This window comes from Abyssisolibacter fermentans (assembly GCF_001559865.1).
GTDB classification, from domain to species: domain Bacteria; phylum Bacillota; class Clostridia; order Tissierellales; family MCWD3; genus Abyssisolibacter; species Abyssisolibacter fermentans.
In genome coordinates this window covers 15,036-37,259 of record NZ_LOHE01000081.1, presented here as the reverse complement: position 1 = coordinate 37,259, position 22,224 = coordinate 15,036, and the positions used below count along the sequence as shown (strand labels likewise).

The 22,224-nt window shown below is 29.2% G+C and carries 21 protein-coding genes; 13 read left to right on the top strand and 8 right to left on the bottom strand.

From position 1 onward, the window contains the following. The first annotated feature begins 329 nt into the window (after positions 1-329). From ord to AYC61_RS16395, 10 genes are all read left to right on the top strand, one after another. On the top strand, positions 330-1,382 hold the full coding sequence (gene ord / locus AYC61_RS16440; protein WP_066505052.1) for a 2,4-diaminopentanoate dehydrogenase: 1,053 nt from the start codon (positions 330-332) through the stop codon (positions 1,380-1,382). A gap of 42 nt (positions 1,383-1,424) precedes the next feature. Further along, complete coding sequence (gene ortA, locus AYC61_RS16435; RefSeq protein WP_066505040.1) at positions 1,425-1,736, top strand: 2-amino-4-oxopentanoate thiolase subunit OrtA; 312 nt, start codon at positions 1,425-1,427, stop codon at positions 1,734-1,736. Then, on the top strand, positions 1,729-3,153 hold the full coding sequence (gene ortB, locus AYC61_RS16430) for a 2-amino-4-oxopentanoate thiolase subunit OrtB (RefSeq protein ID WP_066505036.1): 1,425 nt from the start codon (positions 1,729-1,731) through the stop codon (positions 3,151-3,153). The genes ortA and ortB overlap by 8 nt, the downstream gene beginning before the upstream one ends. A gap of 4 nt (positions 3,154-3,157) precedes the next feature. Continuing rightward, positions 3,158-3,523 carry an ornithine aminomutase subunit alpha gene (locus tag AYC61_RS16425; RefSeq protein ID WP_066505026.1) on the top strand — a complete coding sequence of 122 codons (366 nt, stop codon included), beginning with the start codon at positions 3,158-3,160 and terminating at the stop codon, positions 3,521-3,523. Then, complete coding sequence (gene oraE / locus AYC61_RS16420) at positions 3,523-5,733, top strand: D-ornithine 4,5-aminomutase subunit OraE (RefSeq protein ID WP_066505024.1); 2,211 nt, start codon at positions 3,523-3,525, stop codon at positions 5,731-5,733. Before AYC61_RS16425 ends, oraE begins: the two co-directional genes overlap by 1 nt. Further along, complete coding sequence (locus AYC61_RS16415; protein WP_066505021.1) at positions 5,730-7,100, top strand: GlmL-related ornithine degradation protein; 1,371 nt, start codon at positions 5,730-5,732, stop codon at positions 7,098-7,100. Before oraE ends, AYC61_RS16415 begins: the two co-directional genes overlap by 4 nt. A 51-nt stretch (positions 7,101-7,151) precedes the next feature. Further along, a complete protein-coding gene (gene orr, locus AYC61_RS16410; RefSeq protein ID WP_066505018.1) occupies positions 7,152-8,219 on the top strand; it encodes an ornithine racemase Orr in 1,068 nt (355 codons plus the stop codon). Positions 8,220-8,438: 219 nt separating this feature from the next. Then, on the top strand, positions 8,439-8,750 hold the full coding sequence (locus AYC61_RS16405) for a DUF4870 domain-containing protein (RefSeq protein ID WP_066505008.1): 312 nt from the start codon (positions 8,439-8,441) through the stop codon (positions 8,748-8,750). A 313-nt stretch (positions 8,751-9,063) separates the two neighbouring features. After that, complete coding sequence (gene ltaE / locus AYC61_RS16400; RefSeq protein ID WP_066505006.1) at positions 9,064-10,089, top strand: low-specificity L-threonine aldolase; 1,026 nt, start codon at positions 9,064-9,066, stop codon at positions 10,087-10,089. Positions 10,090-10,111: 22 nt separating this feature from the next. After that, positions 10,112-11,371: a replication-associated recombination protein A gene (locus tag AYC61_RS16395; RefSeq protein WP_066505004.1), complete on the top strand. Its 1,260-nt coding sequence runs from the start codon at positions 10,112-10,114 to the stop codon at positions 11,369-11,371. 80 nt (positions 11,372-11,451) lie between these two features. Here AYC61_RS16395 and gdhA read toward each other — a convergent pair whose 3' ends face one another. The 5 genes from gdhA to AYC61_RS16370 all read right to left on the bottom strand — a co-directional run bounded on the left by gdhA (position 11,452) and on the right by AYC61_RS16370 (position 16,481). Then, positions 11,452-12,768: an NADP-specific glutamate dehydrogenase gene (gdhA, locus tag AYC61_RS16390; protein ID WP_066505065.1), complete on the bottom strand. Its 1,317-nt coding sequence runs from the start codon at positions 12,766-12,768 to the stop codon at positions 11,452-11,454. Between the two features lie 193 nt (positions 12,769-12,961). Next, positions 12,962-14,116 carry a glycosyltransferase family 4 protein gene (locus AYC61_RS16385; RefSeq protein WP_066505002.1) on the bottom strand — a complete coding sequence of 385 codons (1,155 nt, stop codon included), beginning with the start codon at positions 14,114-14,116 and terminating at the stop codon, positions 12,962-12,964. Further along, the gene (locus AYC61_RS16380; protein ID WP_066505000.1) at positions 14,113-15,132 is read right to left on the bottom strand and encodes a CotS family spore coat protein; all 1,020 of its coding nucleotides are present in this window, start codon (positions 15,130-15,132) and stop codon (positions 14,113-14,115) included. Before AYC61_RS16380 ends, AYC61_RS16385 begins: the two co-directional genes overlap by 4 nt. Before the next feature lie 14 nt (positions 15,133-15,146). Then, complete coding sequence (locus AYC61_RS16375) at positions 15,147-16,175, bottom strand: CotS family spore coat protein (RefSeq protein WP_066504997.1); 1,029 nt, start codon at positions 16,173-16,175, stop codon at positions 15,147-15,149. A 54-nt stretch (positions 16,176-16,229) separates the two neighbouring features. Next, positions 16,230-16,481 carry a hypothetical protein gene (locus AYC61_RS16370; protein WP_066504994.1) on the bottom strand — a complete coding sequence of 84 codons (252 nt, stop codon included), beginning with the start codon at positions 16,479-16,481 and terminating at the stop codon, positions 16,230-16,232. 253 nt (positions 16,482-16,734) lie between these two features. Here AYC61_RS16370 and cotE point away from each other — a divergent pair, with 253 nt between their 5' ends. Continuing rightward, entirely contained in the window at positions 16,735-17,322 is a 588-nt protein-coding gene (gene cotE / locus AYC61_RS16365; protein WP_066504991.1) for an outer spore coat protein CotE, read from the top strand. A 38-nt stretch (positions 17,323-17,360) separates the two neighbouring features. Here the strand turns inward: cotE and AYC61_RS16360 are convergent, their stop codons facing one another. Then, positions 17,361-18,128 (bottom strand): glycosyltransferase, encoded by a 768-nt coding sequence (locus AYC61_RS16360; RefSeq protein ID WP_162265483.1) that lies wholly within the window; start codon positions 18,126-18,128, stop codon positions 17,361-17,363. Between the two features lie 354 nt (positions 18,129-18,482). After that, positions 18,483-19,271 (bottom strand): glycosyltransferase family 2 protein, encoded by a 789-nt coding sequence (locus AYC61_RS16355; RefSeq protein ID WP_066504987.1) that lies wholly within the window; start codon positions 19,269-19,271, stop codon positions 18,483-18,485. Between the two features lie 208 nt (positions 19,272-19,479). Between AYC61_RS16355 and AYC61_RS16350 the strand changes: the two genes are divergently transcribed. Continuing rightward, positions 19,480-19,779 (top strand): putative Se/S carrier protein, encoded by a 300-nt coding sequence (locus tag AYC61_RS16350; RefSeq protein WP_066504986.1) that lies wholly within the window; start codon positions 19,480-19,482, stop codon positions 19,777-19,779. Here AYC61_RS16350 and AYC61_RS16345 read toward each other — a convergent pair. Further along, complete coding sequence (locus tag AYC61_RS16345) at positions 19,763-21,343, bottom strand: hypothetical protein (RefSeq protein WP_066504985.1); 1,581 nt, start codon at positions 21,341-21,343, stop codon at positions 19,763-19,765. The two genes, AYC61_RS16350 and AYC61_RS16345, sit on opposite strands and share 17 nt — an antisense overlap. Positions 21,344-21,533: 190 nt before the next feature. Between AYC61_RS16345 and AYC61_RS16340 the strand changes: the two genes are divergently transcribed. Then, positions 21,534-22,172 carry a hypothetical protein gene (locus AYC61_RS16340; protein ID WP_066504982.1) on the top strand — a complete coding sequence of 213 codons (639 nt, stop codon included), beginning with the start codon at positions 21,534-21,536 and terminating at the stop codon, positions 22,170-22,172. Positions 22,173-22,224: the final 52 nt, after the last annotated feature.

The following is a 22,224-nucleotide window of genomic DNA, read 5'->3' as shown; positions in this document are numbered from 1 at the left end:
CATACTATTCAAAGTTATATGTATGAATAATCAGGGTAAAATTCTAATAACTGCAAATATAATTGCATGAATATGCAAAATATTTTGCAGTTATTTATTTTTTTTATTTAAATCAAATTTAATTATTCATAAATCTAGACAATATTGAATTTAATCTCAAAGAATACAAGCATTTGACTCAAGTTTGTAATTTTCTATTATATTTTCAAATCCTGAAATAATTGGCATATTAATTGCAAATATTAATAAATAAGATCACAATATAATTTATGTTAATTGTGATTTTATACTTAATAAAATTGTCAAAAATATATGGAGGTGTTTGTAATATGGAAAATATTAAGGTAATAATTTGGGGATTTGGAGCTATGGGTAGTGGTATGGCTAATATGCTTTTAAACAAAAAAGGTGTAGAAATAGTTGGTATATGTGATAGAAATAAAGCTAGAGTTAATAGAAGCATGTATGATGTTTTAGGTGTAGAAAGAGGAGATAGACCTGAGGTCATAATTAATAATGATATTGAAAAAGTTATTGGAGATAAGCATGTTGATGTTGCCATACTAGCTACTGATTCATTTACTGCTAAAGCATTTGATAAAATAAAACTTATTTTAGAAAAGAAAATAAATATTGTTTCAACTGCTGAAGAGATGGCATATCCTAAGGCACAAGAACCAGAGCTTACTAAAAAATTAGATGAAATAGCTAAGGCAAATGGTGTAACTGTACTAGGAACTGGAATTAACCCGGGATTAATAATGGATTTATTAGTAGTAGCTCTTACAGGTGCTTGTATAGATGTGGATCATATAAAAGCAGAAAGGGTTAACAGTTTATCACCATTTGGTCATGCGGTTATGGTAGAACAAGGTGTTGGAATTACAGTTGATGAATTCAATAAAGGTGTAAAAGATGGTACATTAGCAGGACATGTTGGATTTTCTGAATCAGTTGGTATGATTACAGATGCTATAGGTTGGAAACTAAGTGATAAAGTTAAACAGACAATGGCTCCAATTGTATCTAATGTTTATAGAAAGACTAAATATGTAGAAGTTCAGCCGGGTAATGTAGCAGGTTGTAATATGCTTGGTTATGGCTATGTTGACGGTGACTTAAAGGTTGAAATGGTTCATCCACAGCAAGTAGAACCACAGTTAGAAGGAACAGATACTGGAGATTATATTACTATTAAAGGAACACCTGACATTAATATGAGCATCAAACCAGAAGTTCCAGGAGGAATAGGAACAATTGCTATGTGCGTAAATATGATTCCTCATGTTATTAATTCAAAAGCAGGATTAAAAACAATGTTAGACTTACCAGTACCTAGAGCAATAATGGGAGATATGAGAGATTTAATAGATAGAGATTAGTTAACAAGTATTGTTGAATACTATAAAAGGAGAGCGATTTAAATGGAGGCAAAAAAGGGAGATTGGGTAAGAATATATAATGTCATATTAACTCCAGAACAAAGAGCACCACAAGTACCTGATGATACTAAAATGGTACCACTTGAAATGTGGGATAAAGGTTTTTTATTAGATGAAAAAGCCGAAATTGGAGATATAGTTGAGGTTGAAACATATATAGGTAGAAAAATTAAAGGAAAACTATTAGAAATAGATCCTGTGTATAGACATAATTATGGTGAATTTGTACCTGAATTGATGTACGTTGGCAGACAGTTGAGAGCTTTATTGGAAGCAGGTGAATGTGATGAGTGATAATAGTTATTTAGCAGTTATGTCAAGAAGAAATGAAATAATGAAAAAAGCTGTTGGTATTGATTATAAAGAATTTGAATCTGGTGGTATAGCTTTTGATTATGAAAGAATGATGAAGGAAACTGGATATACATTACAAGAAATGATTGAGATACAAGGTATGACAGGTGTTGGTAATACACCAGTTTATGAATTAAGAAATCTTACTAATATTGCTAGAAAGTGTGCACCAAATGGTAAAGGTGCAAGAATATTTTTGAAGGACGAAGCTAGTAATCCTTCAGGAAGTTTTAAAGCTAGAAGAGCTGCAAATGCAGTTTATCATGCGAAAAAATTAGGATATAAAGGTGTTATAGCTGCGACTAGTGGTAATTATGGCGCTGCAGTTGCAAGTCAAGCAGCTATGCATGGATTAAAATGTATTATAGTTCAAGAATGCTATGATTCAAAGGGAAAAGGACAACCAGAGATTATTGAAAAAGCTAGAAAATGTGAAGCTTATGGAGCAGAAGTTGTACAATTGACAGTAGGTCCGGAGTTATTTTATTATTTCTTATTGTTATTAGAAGAAACTGGTTATTTTAATGCTTCATTATATACCCCATTTGGAATAGCTGGTGTAGAGACTTTAGGCTATGAAATAGCTATGCAATTTAGAGAAAAAGAGGGAAGAGATCCTGATGTCGTTGTAGCAACAAATGCTGGTGGTGGTAATCTTACAGGTACAGCTAGAGGTTTGTTAAAAGCTGGTGCTGAGAGTGTACAAATAGTTGGAGCTAGTGTTGACCTAAAAGGACTACATATGGCTAGTGATGAACAATTTAACAAAAAATCATTTACTACTGGTCATACTGGGTTTGGAATGCCATTTTCTACGTGGCCAGATAGATCGGATGTTCCAAGATCTGCTGCAAGACCTTTAAGATATATGGATAGATATTTTACAGTAACTCAAGGTGAGGTTTTCTATATCACTGAGGCATTAGCTCAATTAGAAGGTATTGAAAGAGGACCTGCTGGCAATACTTCTTTAACAGCTGCATTTTCATTAGCTAGGGAACTTGATCAAGATAAGATAATAGTGGTTCAAGAAACTGAATATACAGGAGCAGGCAAACATATTCAACCACAGCTTTCATTTGCTAAAGAAAATGGAATTGATGTAATTATTGGTGAACCTAAAGATCAGATACCTGGTAAAAACATAATATTACCAAGTAAACCTGAGTTAATAAAAGCTAAAGATATAGATATGAATAAATTGAGAACATCCTTGATTAAAAATGCTATTAAGAATAACGATATAGATAGTATTACTATAGAAGATATTAAGTTTTTAATGCAAGAAGTCAATAAAGATGAAGAATACGTGTTAAATATACTTAAACAAATGAATGTTACTATTCAGGAGGGATGATTACATGAGTAGAGTGGATGATTATGAAAAAAGAAGACAACACTTGAAAGATTTATCTGAAGCAGAATTAGAGGCAAAGTTTTGGGAATTAGCAGAAAAAGTAGTAGATCCATTAATAAACTTAGCAGAAAATAGCACATCTCCTTCAATTGAGAGATCAGTATTATTAAGGATGGGATTTTCAAGTATAGAGGCAAAAGAGATTGTTAATAAAGTTATCGATAAAGGTTTAATTGGCAAAGGTGCAGGTCATGTAGTTTATAAAGCTGCTAGATTAAATAATATAAGTATTAAGGAAGCTGGATTAAAGCTTATAAATGATGAACTATGGGACTCAGTTGAAAAAGCTTTTGACGGAGGTGTTAAATAATGAAATTAAAGCCAAATGAAAAGCTTAACATAGAAAATATACTTAAAGATTTAGAAAACTATGAGCCAAAAAGACGAGGATGGCATTGGAGAGAGCCGCTTGGCAAGGCTAAAATAGGTAAATTTGAATATTCTGATTGTAGTAAGGGATTAGATCAAAGTCAACCGTTACCAGCAGCACATTTCTTTGATGACATAGATCCTCAACCAAATAATGTTATAACAACTGAGATTGCTTCAGGTAGATTTGAAGATGATATCAGAAGAATGAGAATGGCAGCTTGGCATGGTGCAGATCATCTAATGGTAATTAGAACTGCTGGACAAAGTCATTTTGATGGACTTATAGAAGGTTCTCCACAAGGAATAGGTGGTATACCTGTTACTAGAAAACAAGTAAGAGCACAAAGAAAAGCTTTAGATATAATAGAAGAAGAAGTAGGACGCCCAATAAATTATCACTCTTATGTAAGTGGTGTTGCTGGACCTGAAGTAGCAGTTATGTTTGCTGAAGAAGGTGTTAATGGTGCACATCAAGATCCACAGTACAATGTATTATATAGAAATATAAACATGGTTAGATCATTTGTTGATGCAGCTAATGCTAAAAATGTTATGGCATGGGCAAGAATTGCACAAATAGATGGTGCTCATAATGCAAATGCTACTGCAAGAGAAGCTTGGAAGGTTATGCCAGAATTGATGGTACAACATGCAATAAATTCAATGTTCTCTGTTAAAGCTGGTATGAAGAAAGAAGATATATGTCTTTCTACAGTTCCACCTACAGCTCCACCAGCACCATGCATGAAGCTTGATTTACCATATGCAGTTGCTCTACGTGAATTGTTTAAAGAATATAAGATGAGAGCCCAACAAAATACTAAATATATGGGTTCATCTACTAGAGAAGCTACTGTAACACATACATTAAATTTATTAATATCAAAGCTTACGAGAGCTGAAATTCAATCTACTATTACTCCAGACGAAGGTAGAAATGTACCATGGCATATATTTAATATAGAAGGTACTGATACTGCTAAACAAGCATTAGTAGGTATGGATGGTCTAATGGAAATGCTTGAACTTAAGAGAGATGAAGGTTATTTAGCTGATAAAGTTAGAGAACTCAAAGAACGAGCAGTACTTTTCATGGAAGAAATTATAGAAAACGGGGGATATTTTAAGGCTGTAGAACAAGGTTTCTTTGTTGATTCTGGTTATTATCCTGAAAGAAATGGTGATGGTATCGTTAGAAAGATTAATGGTGGTACTGGTGTTGGTACTGTTTACGAAAGAGATGAAGATTATATGGCTCCGGTTACAGCATTTTTCGGATATAATAATATTGCTCAGTATGATGAAAATGCAGTAGATAACCCTTCTTCTTTAATTGATGGCTGTTCATTTGAAGATAGAAGTAAAATTGTTTATATAGACGAACTTGATGAAAATGACAATGTCTATAAGAGAATGGAAGAAACTAAAGAATTAAGAAATAGCTCACTGATAAAACCTGAAATGGAATGGCAAGGAGATGGTGTTGTATTATTAACTATGATGCTTCCAACTAATGAAAGAACTGCTGAGTTTGCAGCGATTCAATTTGGTAAAAAAATGGGTCTTGAGGAAGTTGAAGTTATTCATAAAGAAATAATGCAAGCTTCAGAAGGTACAAGAATTGAATTGAAAGGTAAAGTTCCATTTACTATTGATATAAATGATTTAGTTATACCTCCAAAGCCTGAAGTTATGACAGATGATGAGATTAGAGAAGATATCAGCAATAACCCTATGAAGATAGTTGCTGGTACCGTAGGAGAAGATGAACACTCTGTTGGACTAAGAGAAATAATAGATATCAAACATGGTGGAATTGAGAAATATGGCATTGAATGTCATTATTTAGGAACATCAGTACCTGTAGAAAAATTAGTTGACGCTGCTATAGAATTAAATGCAGATGCAATATTAGCTTCAACTATAATAAGTCATGATGATATCCATTATAAGAACATGAAGAGAATAAATGAGCTTTGTATTGAAAAAGGAATTAGAGATAAAATCATGATTACTGCAGGTGGTACTCAAGTCACACCTGAAATAGCTGTTAAGCAAGGAATAGATGCTGGTTTTGGTAGAGGCTCTAAAGGAGTAGATGTTGCAACCTTCCTAGTTAAAAGAAGAAGGGAAAAAGAGGCAAAATGAAAATAGATGTTTTGATTGCTGAAATAGGGAGTACTACTACAGTTGTAAATGCTTTTAATGGGGTTAAGGAAGGTAACGAGATAGAGTTTTTAGGTCAAGGGCAGGCACCTACATCGGTACAAGAAGGAGATGTAAATATAGGCTTAAAAGGTGCTGTTGAAAGTTTAAAACAATATCTTGATGTTGATGTGTTAGAATATGATGAGATGTTTGCTACTAGTAGTGCAGCTGGTGGATTAAGAATGACTGTACATGGACTTGTGTATGATATGACTGTTAGAGCAGCTAAAGAAGCTGCTCTAGGTGCTGGAGCAAATATTCACCTTGTTACTGCTGGCAAATTGAGGAGAACAGATTTAAAAAAGATTAAAAATATAAAGCCAAATATAATTTTATTAGCTGGTGGTGTAGATTATGGAGAGAGAGATACAGCTATCCATAATGCTGAGCTTATAAGAGAATTGGATTTAGATGTTCCACTGATATATGCTGGTAATATTGAAAATAAAGAAGAAATAAAAGAAATATTTGCAGATTCTAAGGCTAAGTTATATCTTGTTGAAAATGTTTATCCCAAAATTGATCAATTAAATATTGAACCTACTAGGAAAGTTATACAAGATGTATTTGAAGAACATATAACAAATGCACCTGGAATGAGTAGTGTTAGAGATATGGTAGATGGACCTATTATACCTACTCCAGGGGCAGTACTTTTGGCATCTAAGGTTTTGAAAGAAGATATGGGAGATTTGGTAACTATTGATGTTGGAGGGGCTACTACTGATGTTCATTCTGTTACTGAGGGAAGTGAAGAAATAAATAGGATACTGATAAGTCCTGAACCAGTAGCAAAAAGAACAGTTGAAGGTGATTTGGGTGTTTATGTGAATATGAGGAATATTGTAGATTTGATAGGCATCCAAGAGTTAGCTGATAGAATGAGTATTTATAAAAATGAATTAGAGGAAATAATCGAAAATCATAAACCAATACCAAAAAGTGATATAGAGAAAAGGTTTGTTGAGGAATTAACTTTAGAAGCAGTTTTAACAGCAGTGCAAAGACATGCTGGTAAGCTTAGAAATCTTTTTGGTCCGTCTGGTAAAAGTACTTTAGCTGAGGGTAAGGATTTAACCAAGGTTAAGTATATTATTGGAACAGGTGGAGCTTTAACTAGATTAGCTAAAAGTAAAGAAATAATGAGTATGATAGCTAAAAATAACAAAGGTGATGGGCTATTTCCAACAAGGGAAGCTAAAATTCTTATCGATAATTATTATATAATGGCTTCTTTAGGAGTTTTATCTAAGAAGTATCCTGAAGCTGGAGTTGCTTTACTCAAAAAAAGTTTAGGTATTAATTAGAAATAATCCGAGCTGAAAACCCAGCTCGGATTGTATATAAGGAGGTTAAAAATGAGTTATCCTTGTATAGAAATCAATATAGACAAAATTAAACATAATACAAAGACGCTTATTAATATGTGCGAAAAAGTAAATATTGATATTGCAGCAGTAACAAAAGTTTTTTGTGCTCATCAAGAAGTAGCCGAAGCTATAGCAAGTTGTGGAGTGAAATATTTGGCTGATTCAAGGATTAATAATTTAAAAAAATTACAGCATATTGATATTCCAAAGATTTATTTGAGGTTGCCAATGCAAAGTAGAGTAGATGAGATTGTAAAATATGCAGATATATCATTAAATTCTGAAATAGAAACTGTAGAACTTTTATCAGAGGCAGCTCAAAGGTTAGGGAAGATACATGGAGTTATATTGATGCTCGATTTAGGTGATCTAAGAGAAGGCTTATTTGATGATGATAAAGTTATAGCTTTCGCTAGAGAAATTGTGAATCTTAGTGGGATTAAATTACTTGGAATAGGGACTAACCTGACTTGTTATGGCGGAGTAATACCTGAATACGACAATCTATCAAGATTATGTAATTACAAAAAAGAGATAGAAGAAATTATAGGATACGAATTAGAAGTAGTTTCTGGTGGAAATTCAAGTACTATTTATTTGTTAGAAGATAGACAGATACCTAATACAATTAATATGCTTAGATTAGGTGAGGTTTTAGTGTTAGGTAGAGAGACTGCATACGGCAAACAAATTGATGATATGTATGATGATTGCTTTAAGTTAAAAGTTGAAATAATTGAAATGCAAGAGAAACCTTCAATTCCAATAGGCGAAATAGGCATGGATGCTTTTGGCAATAGACCTGTTTTTGAAGACAGAGGAATTATAAAGCGGGCTATTTGTGCAGTTGGAAGGCAAGATATAGATCTTGGAGAGATTATACCTGATGATAAAAATATACATATATTAGGTGGTAGTGGCGATCATTTACTAATGGATGTAACTAAATGTGACAAACAATACAATGTAGGAGATGTAGTATCATTTAAGTTAACTTATGCAGGAATACTGAAAGCTTCAACGTCTGAGTATGTTAATAAGATTATTGTTAAGTAGAGTTAAATTATTTATAACAACTGGAGTGCCAAAAATCATGAGTATTTGAGGCACTCCTTTTTAGAGAGAAATTAAGTTTTTGAATTAAAAGAGGAAATCAAATTCAATATTTAAGTGATTTGGCTACAAAAATACTAATATACAACTACTATGTATTAAATTAATGCCTGTAGAGAATACTATATGAAACTCATGTTATTTTAAATAGGAGTGATTCTAATGCTAAATTCACAGCAGAAATTACTATGTTCTGTTTCACATTTAGGAATATTTGTTGGCTTGCCAATTGTAGCACCTTTAATTGTGTTGTTTTTATCTAATGACAATTTTGTTAAGACTCAGGCTAAGGAAGCGATAGCATTTCAATTAGGTATGGTTATTTTAGGTGCTATTATAGCTGTATTAACCTTTGGGTTATTATTTTTTGTTTCTAGCATAATTAACATGTTTTTTTCAATAGTAGCAATAGTTAATATATTAAATGATGTTGATTATTCATATCCTGTGACTAGTAAATTCATTAGAAAATAAGAGGATTTAGTGCTTTAATTGTGAATATAATCTAAATTTTGTTAACGAAAGGAAAAGTTTTCTTTTTTGTATTTATAGAAGATTTGTGAGATTTGCTGTATAATAAGTAACTCTGTAACTCATACTCACTTCGTTACTAGGAGTAAGTGATTTATTAGAAATCATTTCTTAACTCATAAGTAAATATATAACACATAATCAATAAATTTCAGTTCTTTTCTAAAAATATAACATTTTTGTTGCCTGCTTAGAAGGATTGTTGTGATTTTTGTTGAATATAGCAAAATAAGCATTAAATATTAGGAGGATTATTATGAAAATTATAGATATGAGAAGTGATACAGTTACTACTCCGACTGAAAATATGAAAAGAGCAATGTTTGAGGCGATTGTTGGTGATGATGTATACGAAGATGATCCGACTGTTAAAGAATTGGAAACTTTAGCAGCAAATATGGTTGGTAAGGAAGCTGCTCTTTTTGTACCAAGTGGGACATTTGGAAATCAACTATCTGTCTTTACTCATACTAAAAGAGGAGATGAAGTCATACTACATGAAAATTCTCATATATTTGTACATGAAGTAGGTGCTGCTGCAGTAATATCGAATGTTCAGTTGAGAATTATGCAAGGAAAGAATGGTTTAATGTATCCAAGTGAAGTTATAAAAGCTATAAGAGGTAAGGATATACATTTTCCTGATACAGGACTTATTTGTTTAGAGAACGCTCATTCTTCAGGTACAGTTATACCATTAGAAAATATGATAGAAATATACAATATAGCACAAGAAAGAGATATACCTGTGCATTTAGATGGAGCAAGAGTTTTTAATGCCGCAACAACTATGGGAATTGATGTAAAGGAAATAACTAAGTATTGTGACAGCGTTATGTTTTGTCTTTCAAAGGGATTATGTGCACCAATAGGTTCAATGCTAGCGGGTAGTAAAGAGTTTATTGATAAAGCTAGAAAAAATAGAAAACTTATGGGTGGAGGTTTAAGACAAGTTGGTATACTAGCTGCAGCTGGTATTATTGCGTTAAAAGAGATGGTACCAATGTTAAAAGATAATCATGAAAATGCAAAATATTTAGCTGATGAACTATCAAAAATTGATGGTATATTTATTCATTACGATAGAATTGATATAAATATGGTATTTTTTAACTTAGCTTCTTCAATTATTGAAGAAGACAGATTTGTAAAAGAATTATTAGATAATAATATTAAGATCAATGGAGCAGAGAATGGAGAGTATAGATTTGTCACTCACCATTATATAACTAAAGAAGATATAGATTATGTTGTAAGCACAATAAAAAAATTAATTGGTTAGAATTATTTAGATAGGTGATTATATGAAACCATTAGCAGATTTAGTCAGACCTACTAATTTAGAGGATGTAGTAGGACAGCAGCATATATTAGGACAAGGTAAACTTTTAAGTAAAATTATTAAATCTAGTCATGTAACTAATATGATTTTCTATGGTCCTCCTGGGACAGGGAAAACTACTGTAGCTAATATTATTGCAAAAACTACAGATAAAAAGTTATACAAGTTAAATGCAACAGATGCTTCATTAAAGGATATTAAGAATATTATTAATGATTTAGGTACGTTATTAACTAATAAAGGAGTATTGCTATATTTAGATGAAATACAGAATTTTAACAAGAAACAACAGCAATCATTACTTAAATATATAGAAAATGGTGACATAACCCTGATATCGAGTACGACTGAGAATCCATATTTTACGATATTCCATGCTATTTTAAGCAGGTCAACGATATTTGAATTTAAAAAATTAACAAATGTAGATGTTTATAAAGGTCTGATTAGAGCAATTGAGATTGTTGAAAATAAAGTTTTAAATAAGAATATTGATTACGATGATGACGCAATCAAGTATATAGCTAATATTTCTAATGGTGATTTAAGACGTGCTTTAAATGATCTAGAAATAGCTATTTATTCAAATATAAGAAATGAAGCTTTTAAGCTAGATATAAATATTGCTAAAGAATGTACTCAATCAACAGGTTTTAGTTTTGATAAGTTTAGTGATAGCTATTATGATACGCTTAGTGCTTTTCAGAAATCTATTAGAGGAAGCGATGTAGATGCAGCTATACATTATTTAGCTAGATTGGTTCAAGCAGGTGATTTAAAATCAATATGCAGAAGATTACTTGTGATAGCAAGTGAGGATATTGGTTTAGCTTATCCCAATGCTATAACAATAGTCAATAGCTTAGTTGAAGCATCACTAAAGCTTGGTTTTCCAGAAGCAAGGATTCCATTGGCACAGGCAGTAATATTACTTGCAAGTTCTCCAAAATCTAATTCAGCAATCAAAGCAATCGATAAAGCTTTATCAGATATTAAAACCAGTAATTTTGGGGATATACCAAATCATTTGAAAGATGCTCATTACAAAGGGGCTTCAAAGTTAAATAGAGGGACTGAATATTTGTATCCTCATAATTATGCTAATAATTATGTCAAACAGCAATATCTTCCAGATGAAATTGTAAATAAAAAATATTATGAAGCTGGGAATAATTCTACAGAAAAGAAATTTAAAGATTTTTTGAGTAAATTAAAGAGTTGAAATAGTATAAAGAGGGAGATATCTCAAATTGTTTTGAAATATCTCCTTTTGAGTGTTTCAAATATTTTAAAACGTATTTATTACACTAAACCTTGTGCAATCATTGTATCTGCAATTTTTAAGAATCCTGCTATATTTGCACCTGCTACATAATTTTCTGATTTTCCATATTTTGCAGCTGCATCAGAAGCTGTTTTAAATATATTAACCATTATATTATCAAGTTTCTTATTAACTTCTTCAAAGCTCCAAGATAATCTCAAGCTATTTTGAGACATTTCTAACGCAGATGTAGCTACTCCACCAGCGTTAGCAGCTTTAGCGGGTGCTAATAAGATTTTATTATTTAGAAATGTCTTTATAGCTTCATTTGTACACGGCATATTTGCACCTTCACCTATTGCGATTACACCGTTATTTATAAGTATATTAGCTGATTCTTCGTTTATATCATTTTGTGTAGCACATGGAAGTGCAATATCACATTTTAATTCCCATATTTCTTTTTGGCCTTCATGATATTCAGCTTCTGGATGATGATTTATATATTCATTAATTCTTTTTCTTTCAACTTCTTTAATTTGTTTTACTGTATCTAATTTAATACCATTTTTATCATAAATATATCCTTTGGAGTCTGACATTGCTATGACCTTTGCACCGTATTCTTGTGCTTTTTGACATGCATAAATAGCAACGTTACCAGCACCAGATATAACAATCGTTTTGTCTTTTAAAGAACTATTATGAGCGGATAACATTTCTCTTACAAAATACACTAAACCAAAGCCTGTAGCTTCTTTTCTAGCTAAAGAACCTCCATAATTCAAGCCTTTGCCTGTTAATACTCCTGCTCTGTATGAATTACTAATTCTTTTGTATTGACCAAATAAGTAACCGATTTCTCTAGCTCCTACACCAATATCACCAGCAGGGACATCTAAATCCGGTCCTATATGTCTGTATAGTTCGGTCATAAAGCTTTGGCAAAACTTCATTATCTCATTATCTGATTTTCCTTTAGGATCGAAGTCAGAGCCACCTTTTCCACCACCTATAGGAAGACCTGGTAGAGAATTTTTAAATACTTGCTCAAAGCCTAAAAATTTGATTATACCAAGATATACAGAAGGATGAAATCTTAATCCGCCTTTGTATGGACCTATAGCGCTGTTAAATTGCACTCTAAAACCTCTGTTTATTTTTACATTTCCTTTGTCATCTAGCCAAGGTACTCTAAACATGATTTGTCTTTCTGGTTCTACTATTCTTTCTAATATTCCAGCCTTTTTATATTCAGGATGTCTTTCGATTACAGGTTCTAAGCTTTCTAAAACTTCCATAACAGCTTGATGAAACTCATCTTCACCAGGATTTCTTTTTTTCACTTGGTCCATTAAATTTAAAATATTTAACAATATATCCACTCCTTTACTATTTTGTTTTCATATTTTATTATATATTTTTCCAGAATCATTACAATAAAAAGATGTCAAATATATAATAAATAATACCAAAAAATATATTATATACAAATACAAGTATATGGATATATTTTATAAATATACAATAAGATAGATTTAATTTATATTATATAAAAGTGAAAAAATCATCTAATGGTTCGAATAGTTCTAATAGTTGGTTAGCTGTTCTATTTAGATTATATACTTGTTCTACTAGTTTACGTCCCTCTCTTCCCATATTTTCTCGTACTTCACTATTATTTAATAAATATGTTATTTTATCAGCAAATAAATCTGGATTATCATATTCATTTATATAAAAACCATTTTTATTATTAATAACTTCTTTGTTTCCTCCTCTGTTTGTAGTTATTATTGGAAGTCCTGCTGCCATAGCCTCATAATGTATTCTTGCTAATGGTTCATCCCACTGAGAAGCACAGACAAAGATATCTCCTATGCTGTAATAATCAGGTATTACTTTTGGAGGCAAAAAACCTGTAAAAATAACCGGACCTTTAAGCTCATTGGACATTAGTTGCAATTTTGTTATAAAATCATCAGTTTGATTTTTTCCGTACCATTTACTGCCAACAAAAACTGCTGCTATATCATTTCTAGTATCCATGACTTTTTTTATTGCATTCATTACTATATGAGTACCTTTCTTTTTACATAATCTGCCGATAAATAGTACAACTTTCTTGTCATTTATATTTAATTTTTTTCTTAAAGTTATTCTTTTGTCATTTTTATCATCCCAAATAGTTTTATATTGATTTAAAATTACACCTGAATATATAGGGAATAATTTGCTTGCAGCCTCTGGGTATAACTGAGCAACTTCATCTGCTATGAATTTGCTTACAGTACAGATAAAATGTACGTTTTTTATTATTTTTTTTGCACGGACTGAATCAACTTTTTTTGGTAAGAACATTGAATTATGGAGACTCAATGTAAATTTGGAGTTTGGTGCAGAATTTAATAATCTTAAGACCCATTTAGGTCTATTAAATACGTGTATTACATCATAACTTGATTGTTGTATGTGTTTTTTTATATTGTTTATATATTCATCTTTGGTACGTCCTTTTACCCTTATATAATGGACTCCATCTTTGATTTCTTCATCAGGTAGCGATTTGTGGCTTAAACAGTATACAGTTATATCATATTTTTTTGATAGTATAGGTAAAATTCCTTGTATATATATTTGAATTGCTCCACCTGCTACTGGAGGAACAGGTAATTTTTCTGTACATATAAATGCTAATTTCATAATAAACCTCCCTTTAAAAGGTTTTGCATTGTTGCTAATTTATTGTTTTCAAATTTTGCAACATTGTTTATCTTCGAAGGGTTGATGTTTTTATTTTTTTTGAAAATATTTTTTGTATCACCAAAGAACCAATGTGGGAATATCATATCTATTACTAATAATTTTTTTTCTTCATGAGATAATTTATTTACTTTATCATATGATTTAAGCATAGTAGATATGAATTCTTTATCGAGTCTATTATTTTTATACATCCTTTTTCCTAATATTTTTCTTAAATCTCTAATAGCTAAATCATAAGTTATACCGTCTAAATCTATAACAAAAACTTGATTATTGTAATATAGTACATTACCTTCACCATAGTCTTGATGGCAGAGAGGATAATTTTTTTTATCAAGTGATGTGAGTTGTTTGTAATTTGAAGTATTTAATTTGTCAATAGCTATGTCAGCAATTTCAATAATTGAGTCTATATGTTTTAAATATGAATTAGAGGTAATGCTATTATTTTGTATAGCTTGATCTTTCCATTTAAGCATTCTATTTTTCATTGATTCATATTGAGATGGCCAGCGACCAAGTTTAGAGGATATTTTACAATCAGTTGGAGGTATATAACCTATTGAACACTTGTGGAAATGAGATAGACCCTTCAGAGCAAGTTTTAATTGTTCTTTATTTCCAAAGTTGAGTGTTTTATTACTAATCCATGAATATAAAACAAAGGCATGGTCGTTTATTATGGATATTGGATTGTTATGTTTATTTAAAAATATTTTTGGAACTTTACCGTTTTGATTATATATATGAATTTGAGCGTTTACTGTGAATTTGCATTTTTCAATTGAGTGTTTTAATCTTTTTAAACAATAATAATTATTGTTGTATCCAATTTTCCACAAGGTTTTTAAACCTTGATCTTGAATTAAAGTTATATTATCTGTATAAATTCCGTATTCAAATAATACTCTTTTAGCTAACTCATGCAAATCATTTTTTTTATTGTCTTTCACAAAAATTACCTCCTTTATTCAGGGAATATGTCTTCTATTGAGTTGATTATTTTTTCTAAAGAATGTTCAAGTTTAATGATATCTTGTAATTTTTTTAAGTATTTAGTTTCATTCCAGGTTTTTTCTCTTTTTTCATAATATTTGCTCATTATTCCAATAAATAAATGAGGATATAAGAGGGTTGATTTTAATAATCTCCATTGCCATTTTTCAAGTGGATTTACACAGTTGTACCAATAGATTATTTTGCCGGTTAAATCTATATCCCAATGACCTTTCTTTTTCATGATTTTATTTAGAAGTTTTCTAATATCTCTAAGAGGTATATCAACTGTAATTGAATCCATATCAATTATATATATTTTATTATTTGGTGTTTTTATAAGATTCCCCGCTGCAAAATCTTGATGGCATAAACCACCATTTTTACTTATGATATTATTGTATTTATAATAATCTGAACTATCTATTTCTGAAATTGAATTAATTGCTCTATTATAAAAATGTCTAAATTCAGATAATATTAAAGAATCAAATTTGGTAAATTTTTCTTTATCAATGTTGGTATAATAAACTATTAGTTTTTCAATTTTGCTTTTACGTTTTTGTACCCATTTACCGATGTGTGTTCTATAGTTATCACACTCATTTATTTTAAAACCTAATGATGCTTTGTGAAAATTTGCTAACGATTTTATCATGGCTTCGATTTCAGCTTCATTCACATAATTAAATTTTTTTCCTTCTATTGCTTCAGAAAGTATAAAATAATGCTCGTTAACATTTACATAACTTTTATTATCTTTTGTTGGTATTATTTCAGGAATATTTACTCCATTATTCCTTAAATGTACGCTTGCTTTTAGTATGAATTCTATTATACCTTTGTTATATGAATGCATCTTTAATATTTTAGTATCAGTTGATGTTTCTATCCACCAAACACCTTTTTTTACTTTATAAGATTCTGTTTTAACAGATTTAACATTTAAATTATAATGATTCAACACATTTGTAATTTCTTTTTTTATTGAAGCATCCATCCTGAATTTCCTCCTATACATTATAAAAGGGGGAATAATCCCCCATTAGGCATACTAAATTTCAACTTCTAATTCGTCATCGATATCTTCTTCATCACTTTCATAATACCATTGTATTTTGATTGCTAATTTTCCTTCATAGTCATCTTCTTCATATTTTACTTTTACTTCTAAATCGTTGTCATATGGTAATTTTATGCATTCTCCTTCTATTTCCAATGAATCTTTTACTAACTTAGAGAAGATTTCTTTAAGATTCCTGATGCTTTCATCTCTAGAACCTAAGTAGCTTTCTTGATATTTCATAATTACTACCTCCTTTTTTTATTTATTTTATTCAGATATAAAAAAAATGTGCAACATAATTATTTATAAGGAATAGTATAAATGATTAATGAATAAAGATTAGTAAAGGTTAATAAGAGTATGAATTATGTATATTAAGATTAATACTCTTAAAATAATTTTCATGATTAGTATTATTAAAAAAAATTATCACCCATGTAATTTTACTGAATATTATATTTAATAGAATGTTTTATTGTAGAGGAGGGGAATGATGGATAGAAAGCGTGTTAAATCGGCTCAAAATAGTAAAATTAGGACAATAATAACAAATGCTGTTTGCGGCGAAGCTACAGAAACTTTCCATACTACTATTTATATTACAACTGAAGATAGAAAACCAAGTAAGATATTAGGATGTACTATTAAGAACACTGAAATACTAGAAAGCAGTTTTGATGAAATATCACCAAAAAAAATGGATGTAACAGTAAATGGTAAATTTGAGGTACATGTTTGGTATGAAGCAAATGGAGATACTAAGGTTGCTAAAAATATAATTCAGTTTAGTGAAAACATGCAACTAGATAAGATTGAAGATAATAAGTACTATAATAAACATGTTTTAGCTTGGATAAACAAGAACCCAAATACATTAGGTACTATGGTAATTAACAAGGATGGAAAACCAGCTATATCTGTTGAGGTTGAATATGAAATAGGTGTAGAGGTTATTGGTGAAGCAAGATTAAATATTGTTTCATGTAATAATGAAACAAAACATATTCAAAAAGAAGAAGATAATATCTTCGATTCCATATTAATTGAAAAAGATGAAACATTTGAAGATGATGACGATTAGTATAATAATTTAAAAGTTTGCTGATATTCAGCAAACTTTTAAATTATAGCTTTTTTCTTTTTTAATTCTTCTAAACTTATATTCTTTTCTAATGTTATGCAATGTTTGTTTAATAATGTTTTGTCAGTAATTTTCCAAGTATGATCTAATTTATTTGGATACCGTATATATATATGATCATATCTATTAGTTGAATAAACCTTAAATCCCATTGACAAACAATCGCGGCAGAAGAAAACATCTTCAGCAGCGTTCATATTTCTAAATTTAACCGAATCTGATATGCTTTTTTTGAATAACAAAGTAGAACCATTTACAAAATTAACAAATTTATTTTCATAGCCTGGATTTCTTAATGCTAAAGTATTAAGTGTTTTAAAGTAGACTAGATGTGATCCTTTGCCAACTACATCAGCGTTTGTTTTTCCCATTACTTTAATAGAGTTATTTAAATATTCATCTGAATAATAGTCATCATCATCAAATTTTGCGATTAGTGGATATTTGGCCTTGTATATCGCATAATTTATACACCTACCGAGTGTGTAATGAGATGGAAGTTTAAAAACTTTAACATTTTTATATTCTGTAGCTTTTTTATTCCATGTAGGTAGATCAAGATAATCATGATTTAATAATATTATTAACTCTTTAGGTTTATAAAGTTGCCTACTATAATTATTGAAAATATTAGTTAAAAATGAGAATTTATTTGTTATTGTTATTATTGATACTCCAAAATCATCATATTTTTTATCTGTAGGTTTTTTAGATGAAGGTGCATATATTTTTTTTCTTAATAACACTTGGTTAATATTTTTATTTACAGGATTTTTGTGCTGTTTAGGGTTTGGAGTAAAATTTGTATAAGAACTGTGAAACGAGGCTTCATTTTTACTTATTTTGATTACATGATCTTTGTTATTAATAATATATCACCTCATTAGGATATTCTTTTAAAGAAAATATTGATTTGGTCAAAAAATAGTTATTTTATTTAGTATATGATCTAGCAAGGATTAATTTTCTCTAGTTTATAGTATGAACATTAGTTTATTTTTGTGTAATTAAAACAAGGCACAAGATTTCTCCACCTCTATAGGTGGAGGGTACCGATTATATTTAACAAGTGGTGTGCAATCTTGCGCGTCGATATACAATTAAAAATTCAAATACTTTTCATAATCATCTGTTATAGCAATTTTCTTGCATATACTTTGATACAAGCTATCTTGCATCTTAAATGTATGGTTATGAGTATTTCCATGTCTTATATAAACATGGTGCAATTTATTATGAGAATATATTTTAAAACCATTATCAATACAATCTTTGCAGAATTGTACGTCTTCTCCTAAATTTTTGTTAGAAAATTTAAGTACATTAAATACTTCTTTTTTAATTAGTAAAGTGGATCCTTCAACTCTGTAGGTATACATTTGTTCGCGTTTTGGATTTCTAATTGCAAGGATTTTATCTTTTTTAAAATAAATATAAGTAGTGTATTTGCCAACTACTTTAGCATCAGTATATAAAAAGGGTTTAACTGAATCTATTAGGTATCTACTACCATAATAATCATCGTCATCAAATTTGGCAATAATGGAATATTGGGCTTTTGATATTGCGTAATTTAAGCATTCTCCAAGTGATATAGCTTGATCTAACTGATAAACATATATATTATCAAATTTTGATAATTCCTTTTTCCATAAGGAGTTGTTAATATTATTGTTATTCAGTATTATTATCAATTCTTTGTTTACTAAATTTTGTCTAAAATAATTCTTTTTTATATTATCAAGAGTTTCATTTTTATTAGTACAGCAAATTACTGATACTTTGAATTTTTGTGCATCTTCGTCGTTTATATTTATAATTTTATTACTATAGTTTAATTTTACAGATTTATTGATGGGAAGTTTATAAATATTATTTTTAGAAAGCAAAAAAAGCACCTCCTATAAATTTAATCTTACTTATATAAATATTATTTTATAGATTAAAGGTGCATATAAAAGATTATTTTTATTTGTTTCTAAATTGATATTTAATTAGTATATAGTAACCATTTTATATAATTAAAAATATAATATTAATACTTAATGATAGTTATAAGTAAAAGGTTTAATAAGCAAACATACTGGGGGGATATTTTTGCTAAGAAAAATTATGAATTATAGAGATTATTATTTTGTTATATTTAAAACAAGAAATCAAGCAATACAACTTTATTATATTATGGAAAGAAAGGGTTATATCTATTTTCAATTGATATCTACACCTTGTCATATAAGAGCAGGTTGTAATTATGCAATAAAATTCAATACACTTTCTCATTATAATATTCTGTTAAAAGAAGCAAAAGAGAATAATATTGAACTAGATGATTTATATCATTTTCATATAGTTAAAGAAAAAAGGATTTATGATAAAATTACTAATTTAGAATATTAAACAATTTATCTAAAATCTTAGATTTGTTATTTTTTTCAATGAGTGTTTTTATTTCTATTAAGTATGAAGAAATTATATCAATATCTCCATAAATATTAATTTGATCATCTTTTAATGATTTTACTGAAGTATTTATTTCGTTTATTAAATCATCCTTTTGTGTTACAAGGGTTCTTATAGTAGCAATAGCATCATCATATTTTTTATTAGCTGATTTTTGTTTTTCTATTTCATCAATAAAAGTATCATATATACTTAACATTGCATTTTCTATAGTTTCTTTATGACTTTTTTTAAGCTTATACTCTTTAAAAATATTATTTAACATATTAACTGAGTTAGCTATACTTTTTTCTATGGTTGGATGTTTAGATGATTTTATATTAAAATCTAGTTCAATTTGGTGATTAAAATTTGGAACGTTATTTTCAAGAAAACTTTTTTGAGATTTATTTTTGTTTAGCATAATATTTAGCTCGCTTGCTGGCACGCATGGCATATTTTTTATATTAGAATTAAAAGCATCATTTGTAATATCAAAATCGATGTTAGAGACAATTTCAATATTATTCGAATATAAGACATAAGCATTTTTCATTTTTGATAAAGAGTTTTCTGGATTTTTGCAAATTCGAGTATAGTTTGCTTTGCCAATATTGATGGTAAAATCTTCATAGGACCAATTATAGCCATAATCCTTTGATATTAAATATTTTAATATACCATTTTGGCGGTATACTAAGAATAATTTTGAATTTTTTTCAAATATCATAGGATGTGTTGAATTTGAACTTATAGAAGGTAAATTAATGCTTTCAATAAGTGTTTTTTTGTTATGGTTAGTTCCTAATATTTTATAGTTTAGTTTGAAATTATTATTAGATAGGGAACACCAAGCAATGTGAGCAGTATCTTTAGAGTCAATGAAAATATATGGATGTGAATTATTCGAGTTATCGTCAGATATTTTATTAGGATGATTAGTCCATTTGTTTAATGTTATGTTTGTTGATGTTAAGTAAATATGGTTTTCTTTATTATTATAATTTTTATATAAGAGATATATAGTACCAAATTTATCGCAGTCTAATGTGTATGGGGGTATCAAGCTACTTGAAGCAAAGCTTATTACATTTCTTTTCTCCCAACCTTTTTTAGAACCAACCATATGTTGTATTGTCCATATATTAGGATTTATTAAGTTACAATTACTAAAAAAAATATGAATATCGGTTTTTATGATTTTTAATTTTAGATTGTTGTATATATTAGATTTGATGTTTAGTGATAACAGAGTATGTTTTATCCATTTAGAGTTCTTAAACAAATGGTAAATTAATTTTCCTTGGTTATTAATATAAACCATATGAATATTGTCATTTTTATCTATATCTGTAGAGAAATCTAAAGCTTCTTTTTCTACAAGACATATGTTTTCTTCTATTAGAATATTATTTTCATAGAAATTGTAATATATGCTTTTTTCTTTAGTTTTATAGAAATAGTAATGTTCTAGTTTTGAATTTTCAATCAAGTAGTTTTCACTTTTAAAATAATTATTCAATATTCTCACCTCATAACATAAGATTTGAAAAATAGGACTAATGCATGAAGCTAAAATTAGCTTCATAAGACTGATATAAATTTTGGAATACTTTTAGAAAAAATAAAAAAATTATTCACCAAAGTAGTTATACTACATAATATGTAACTAAAGATGATTTTATTATATTTTAGTAAAGGAGTGAAATTTGATGGCAAACGGGTTTGATCCAAGTCCTGGTGATCCTATTATTGAAAATGATCTAAATTATATTACTGAAACAGTTTGTATAATAACTGATAAAGTATATTCCCATTGTCAACAAAGAGAATGCTTCCCAGAGATTACTGTAGAAATAAATAAGAAAGATCCTCCTAAATCAATAACATTTAAAGAAGGATTCATAGTTGAGGGAAGCTTGATAGTTACTGATATACCAAATAGACCAAATTTTAAAAGAGTTAGATTTACAATAAGAATACCATTTGAAATAACTACAGAATGTGGTGCAACGATTGAAGGATTTTTACCAGATATATTTAAGGATATTGTATTGTTTATACCTGATTCAAGAGATGAGTTTGATTTTAGAATTGTTATAGAAACAAGTTCTAAACTTCTTGGTGAAATAACAGTAGTTGATTGTATAGCAACATTTGCTGTAGGAGTATTTATTATAGTAAAAGTTGTTGGTAGAGTTCAATTATTAATACCTGCTTTTGGATTTTGTCCAGAACCACCTGCATGTGAAGAATTTAGCCCCGGTGACATTTGTGATACATTTGATTATGAACCATTTCCAGATTTCTTCCCACCACAATTTGAAGATTTATATCCAAATGGACTATAGATTACTTAAAAGAGGTGCATTAAAACCACCTCTTTTCATCACTTCATTTTTG

What these genes read in the sequence shown, in the direction of transcription:
- ord (WP_066505052.1), top strand. Translation starts at nt 330, where the DNA reads ATGGAAAATATTAAGGTAATAATTTGGGGATTTGGAGCTATGGGTAGT.
- ortA (WP_066505040.1), top strand. Translation starts at nt 1,425, where the DNA reads ATGGAGGCAAAAAAGGGAGATTGGGTAAGAATATATAATGTCATATTA.
- ortB (WP_066505036.1), top strand. Translation starts at nt 1,729, where the DNA reads ATGAGTGATAATAGTTATTTAGCAGTTATGTCAAGAAGAAATGAAATA.
- AYC61_RS16425 (WP_066505026.1), top strand. Translation starts at nt 3,158, where the DNA reads ATGAGTAGAGTGGATGATTATGAAAAAAGAAGACAACACTTGAAAGAT.
- oraE (WP_066505024.1), top strand. Translation starts at nt 3,523, where the DNA reads ATGAAATTAAAGCCAAATGAAAAGCTTAACATAGAAAATATACTTAAA.
- AYC61_RS16415 (WP_066505021.1), top strand. Translation starts at nt 5,730, where the DNA reads ATGAAAATAGATGTTTTGATTGCTGAAATAGGGAGTACTACTACAGTT.
- orr (WP_066505018.1), top strand. Translation starts at nt 7,152, where the DNA reads ATGAGTTATCCTTGTATAGAAATCAATATAGACAAAATTAAACATAAT.
- AYC61_RS16405 (WP_066505008.1), top strand. Translation starts at nt 8,439, where the DNA reads ATGCTAAATTCACAGCAGAAATTACTATGTTCTGTTTCACATTTAGGA.
- ltaE (WP_066505006.1), top strand. Translation starts at nt 9,064, where the DNA reads ATGAAAATTATAGATATGAGAAGTGATACAGTTACTACTCCGACTGAA.
- AYC61_RS16395 (WP_066505004.1), top strand. Translation starts at nt 10,112, where the DNA reads ATGAAACCATTAGCAGATTTAGTCAGACCTACTAATTTAGAGGATGTA.
- gdhA (WP_066505065.1), bottom strand. Translation starts at nt 12,768, where the DNA reads ATGGACCAAGTGAAAAAAAGAAATCCTGGTGAAGATGAGTTTCATCAA.
- AYC61_RS16385 (WP_066505002.1), bottom strand. Translation starts at nt 14,116, where the DNA reads ATGAAATTAGCATTTATATGTACAGAAAAATTACCTGTTCCTCCAGTA.
- AYC61_RS16375 (WP_066504997.1), bottom strand. Translation starts at nt 16,175, where the DNA reads ATGGATGCTTCAATAAAAAAAGAAATTACAAATGTGTTGAATCATTAT.
- AYC61_RS16370 (WP_066504994.1), bottom strand. Translation starts at nt 16,481, where the DNA reads ATGAAATATCAAGAAAGCTACTTAGGTTCTAGAGATGAAAGCATCAGG.
- cotE (WP_066504991.1), top strand. Translation starts at nt 16,735, where the DNA reads ATGGATAGAAAGCGTGTTAAATCGGCTCAAAATAGTAAAATTAGGACA.
- AYC61_RS16340 (WP_066504982.1), top strand. Translation starts at nt 21,534, where the DNA reads ATGGCAAACGGGTTTGATCCAAGTCCTGGTGATCCTATTATTGAAAAT.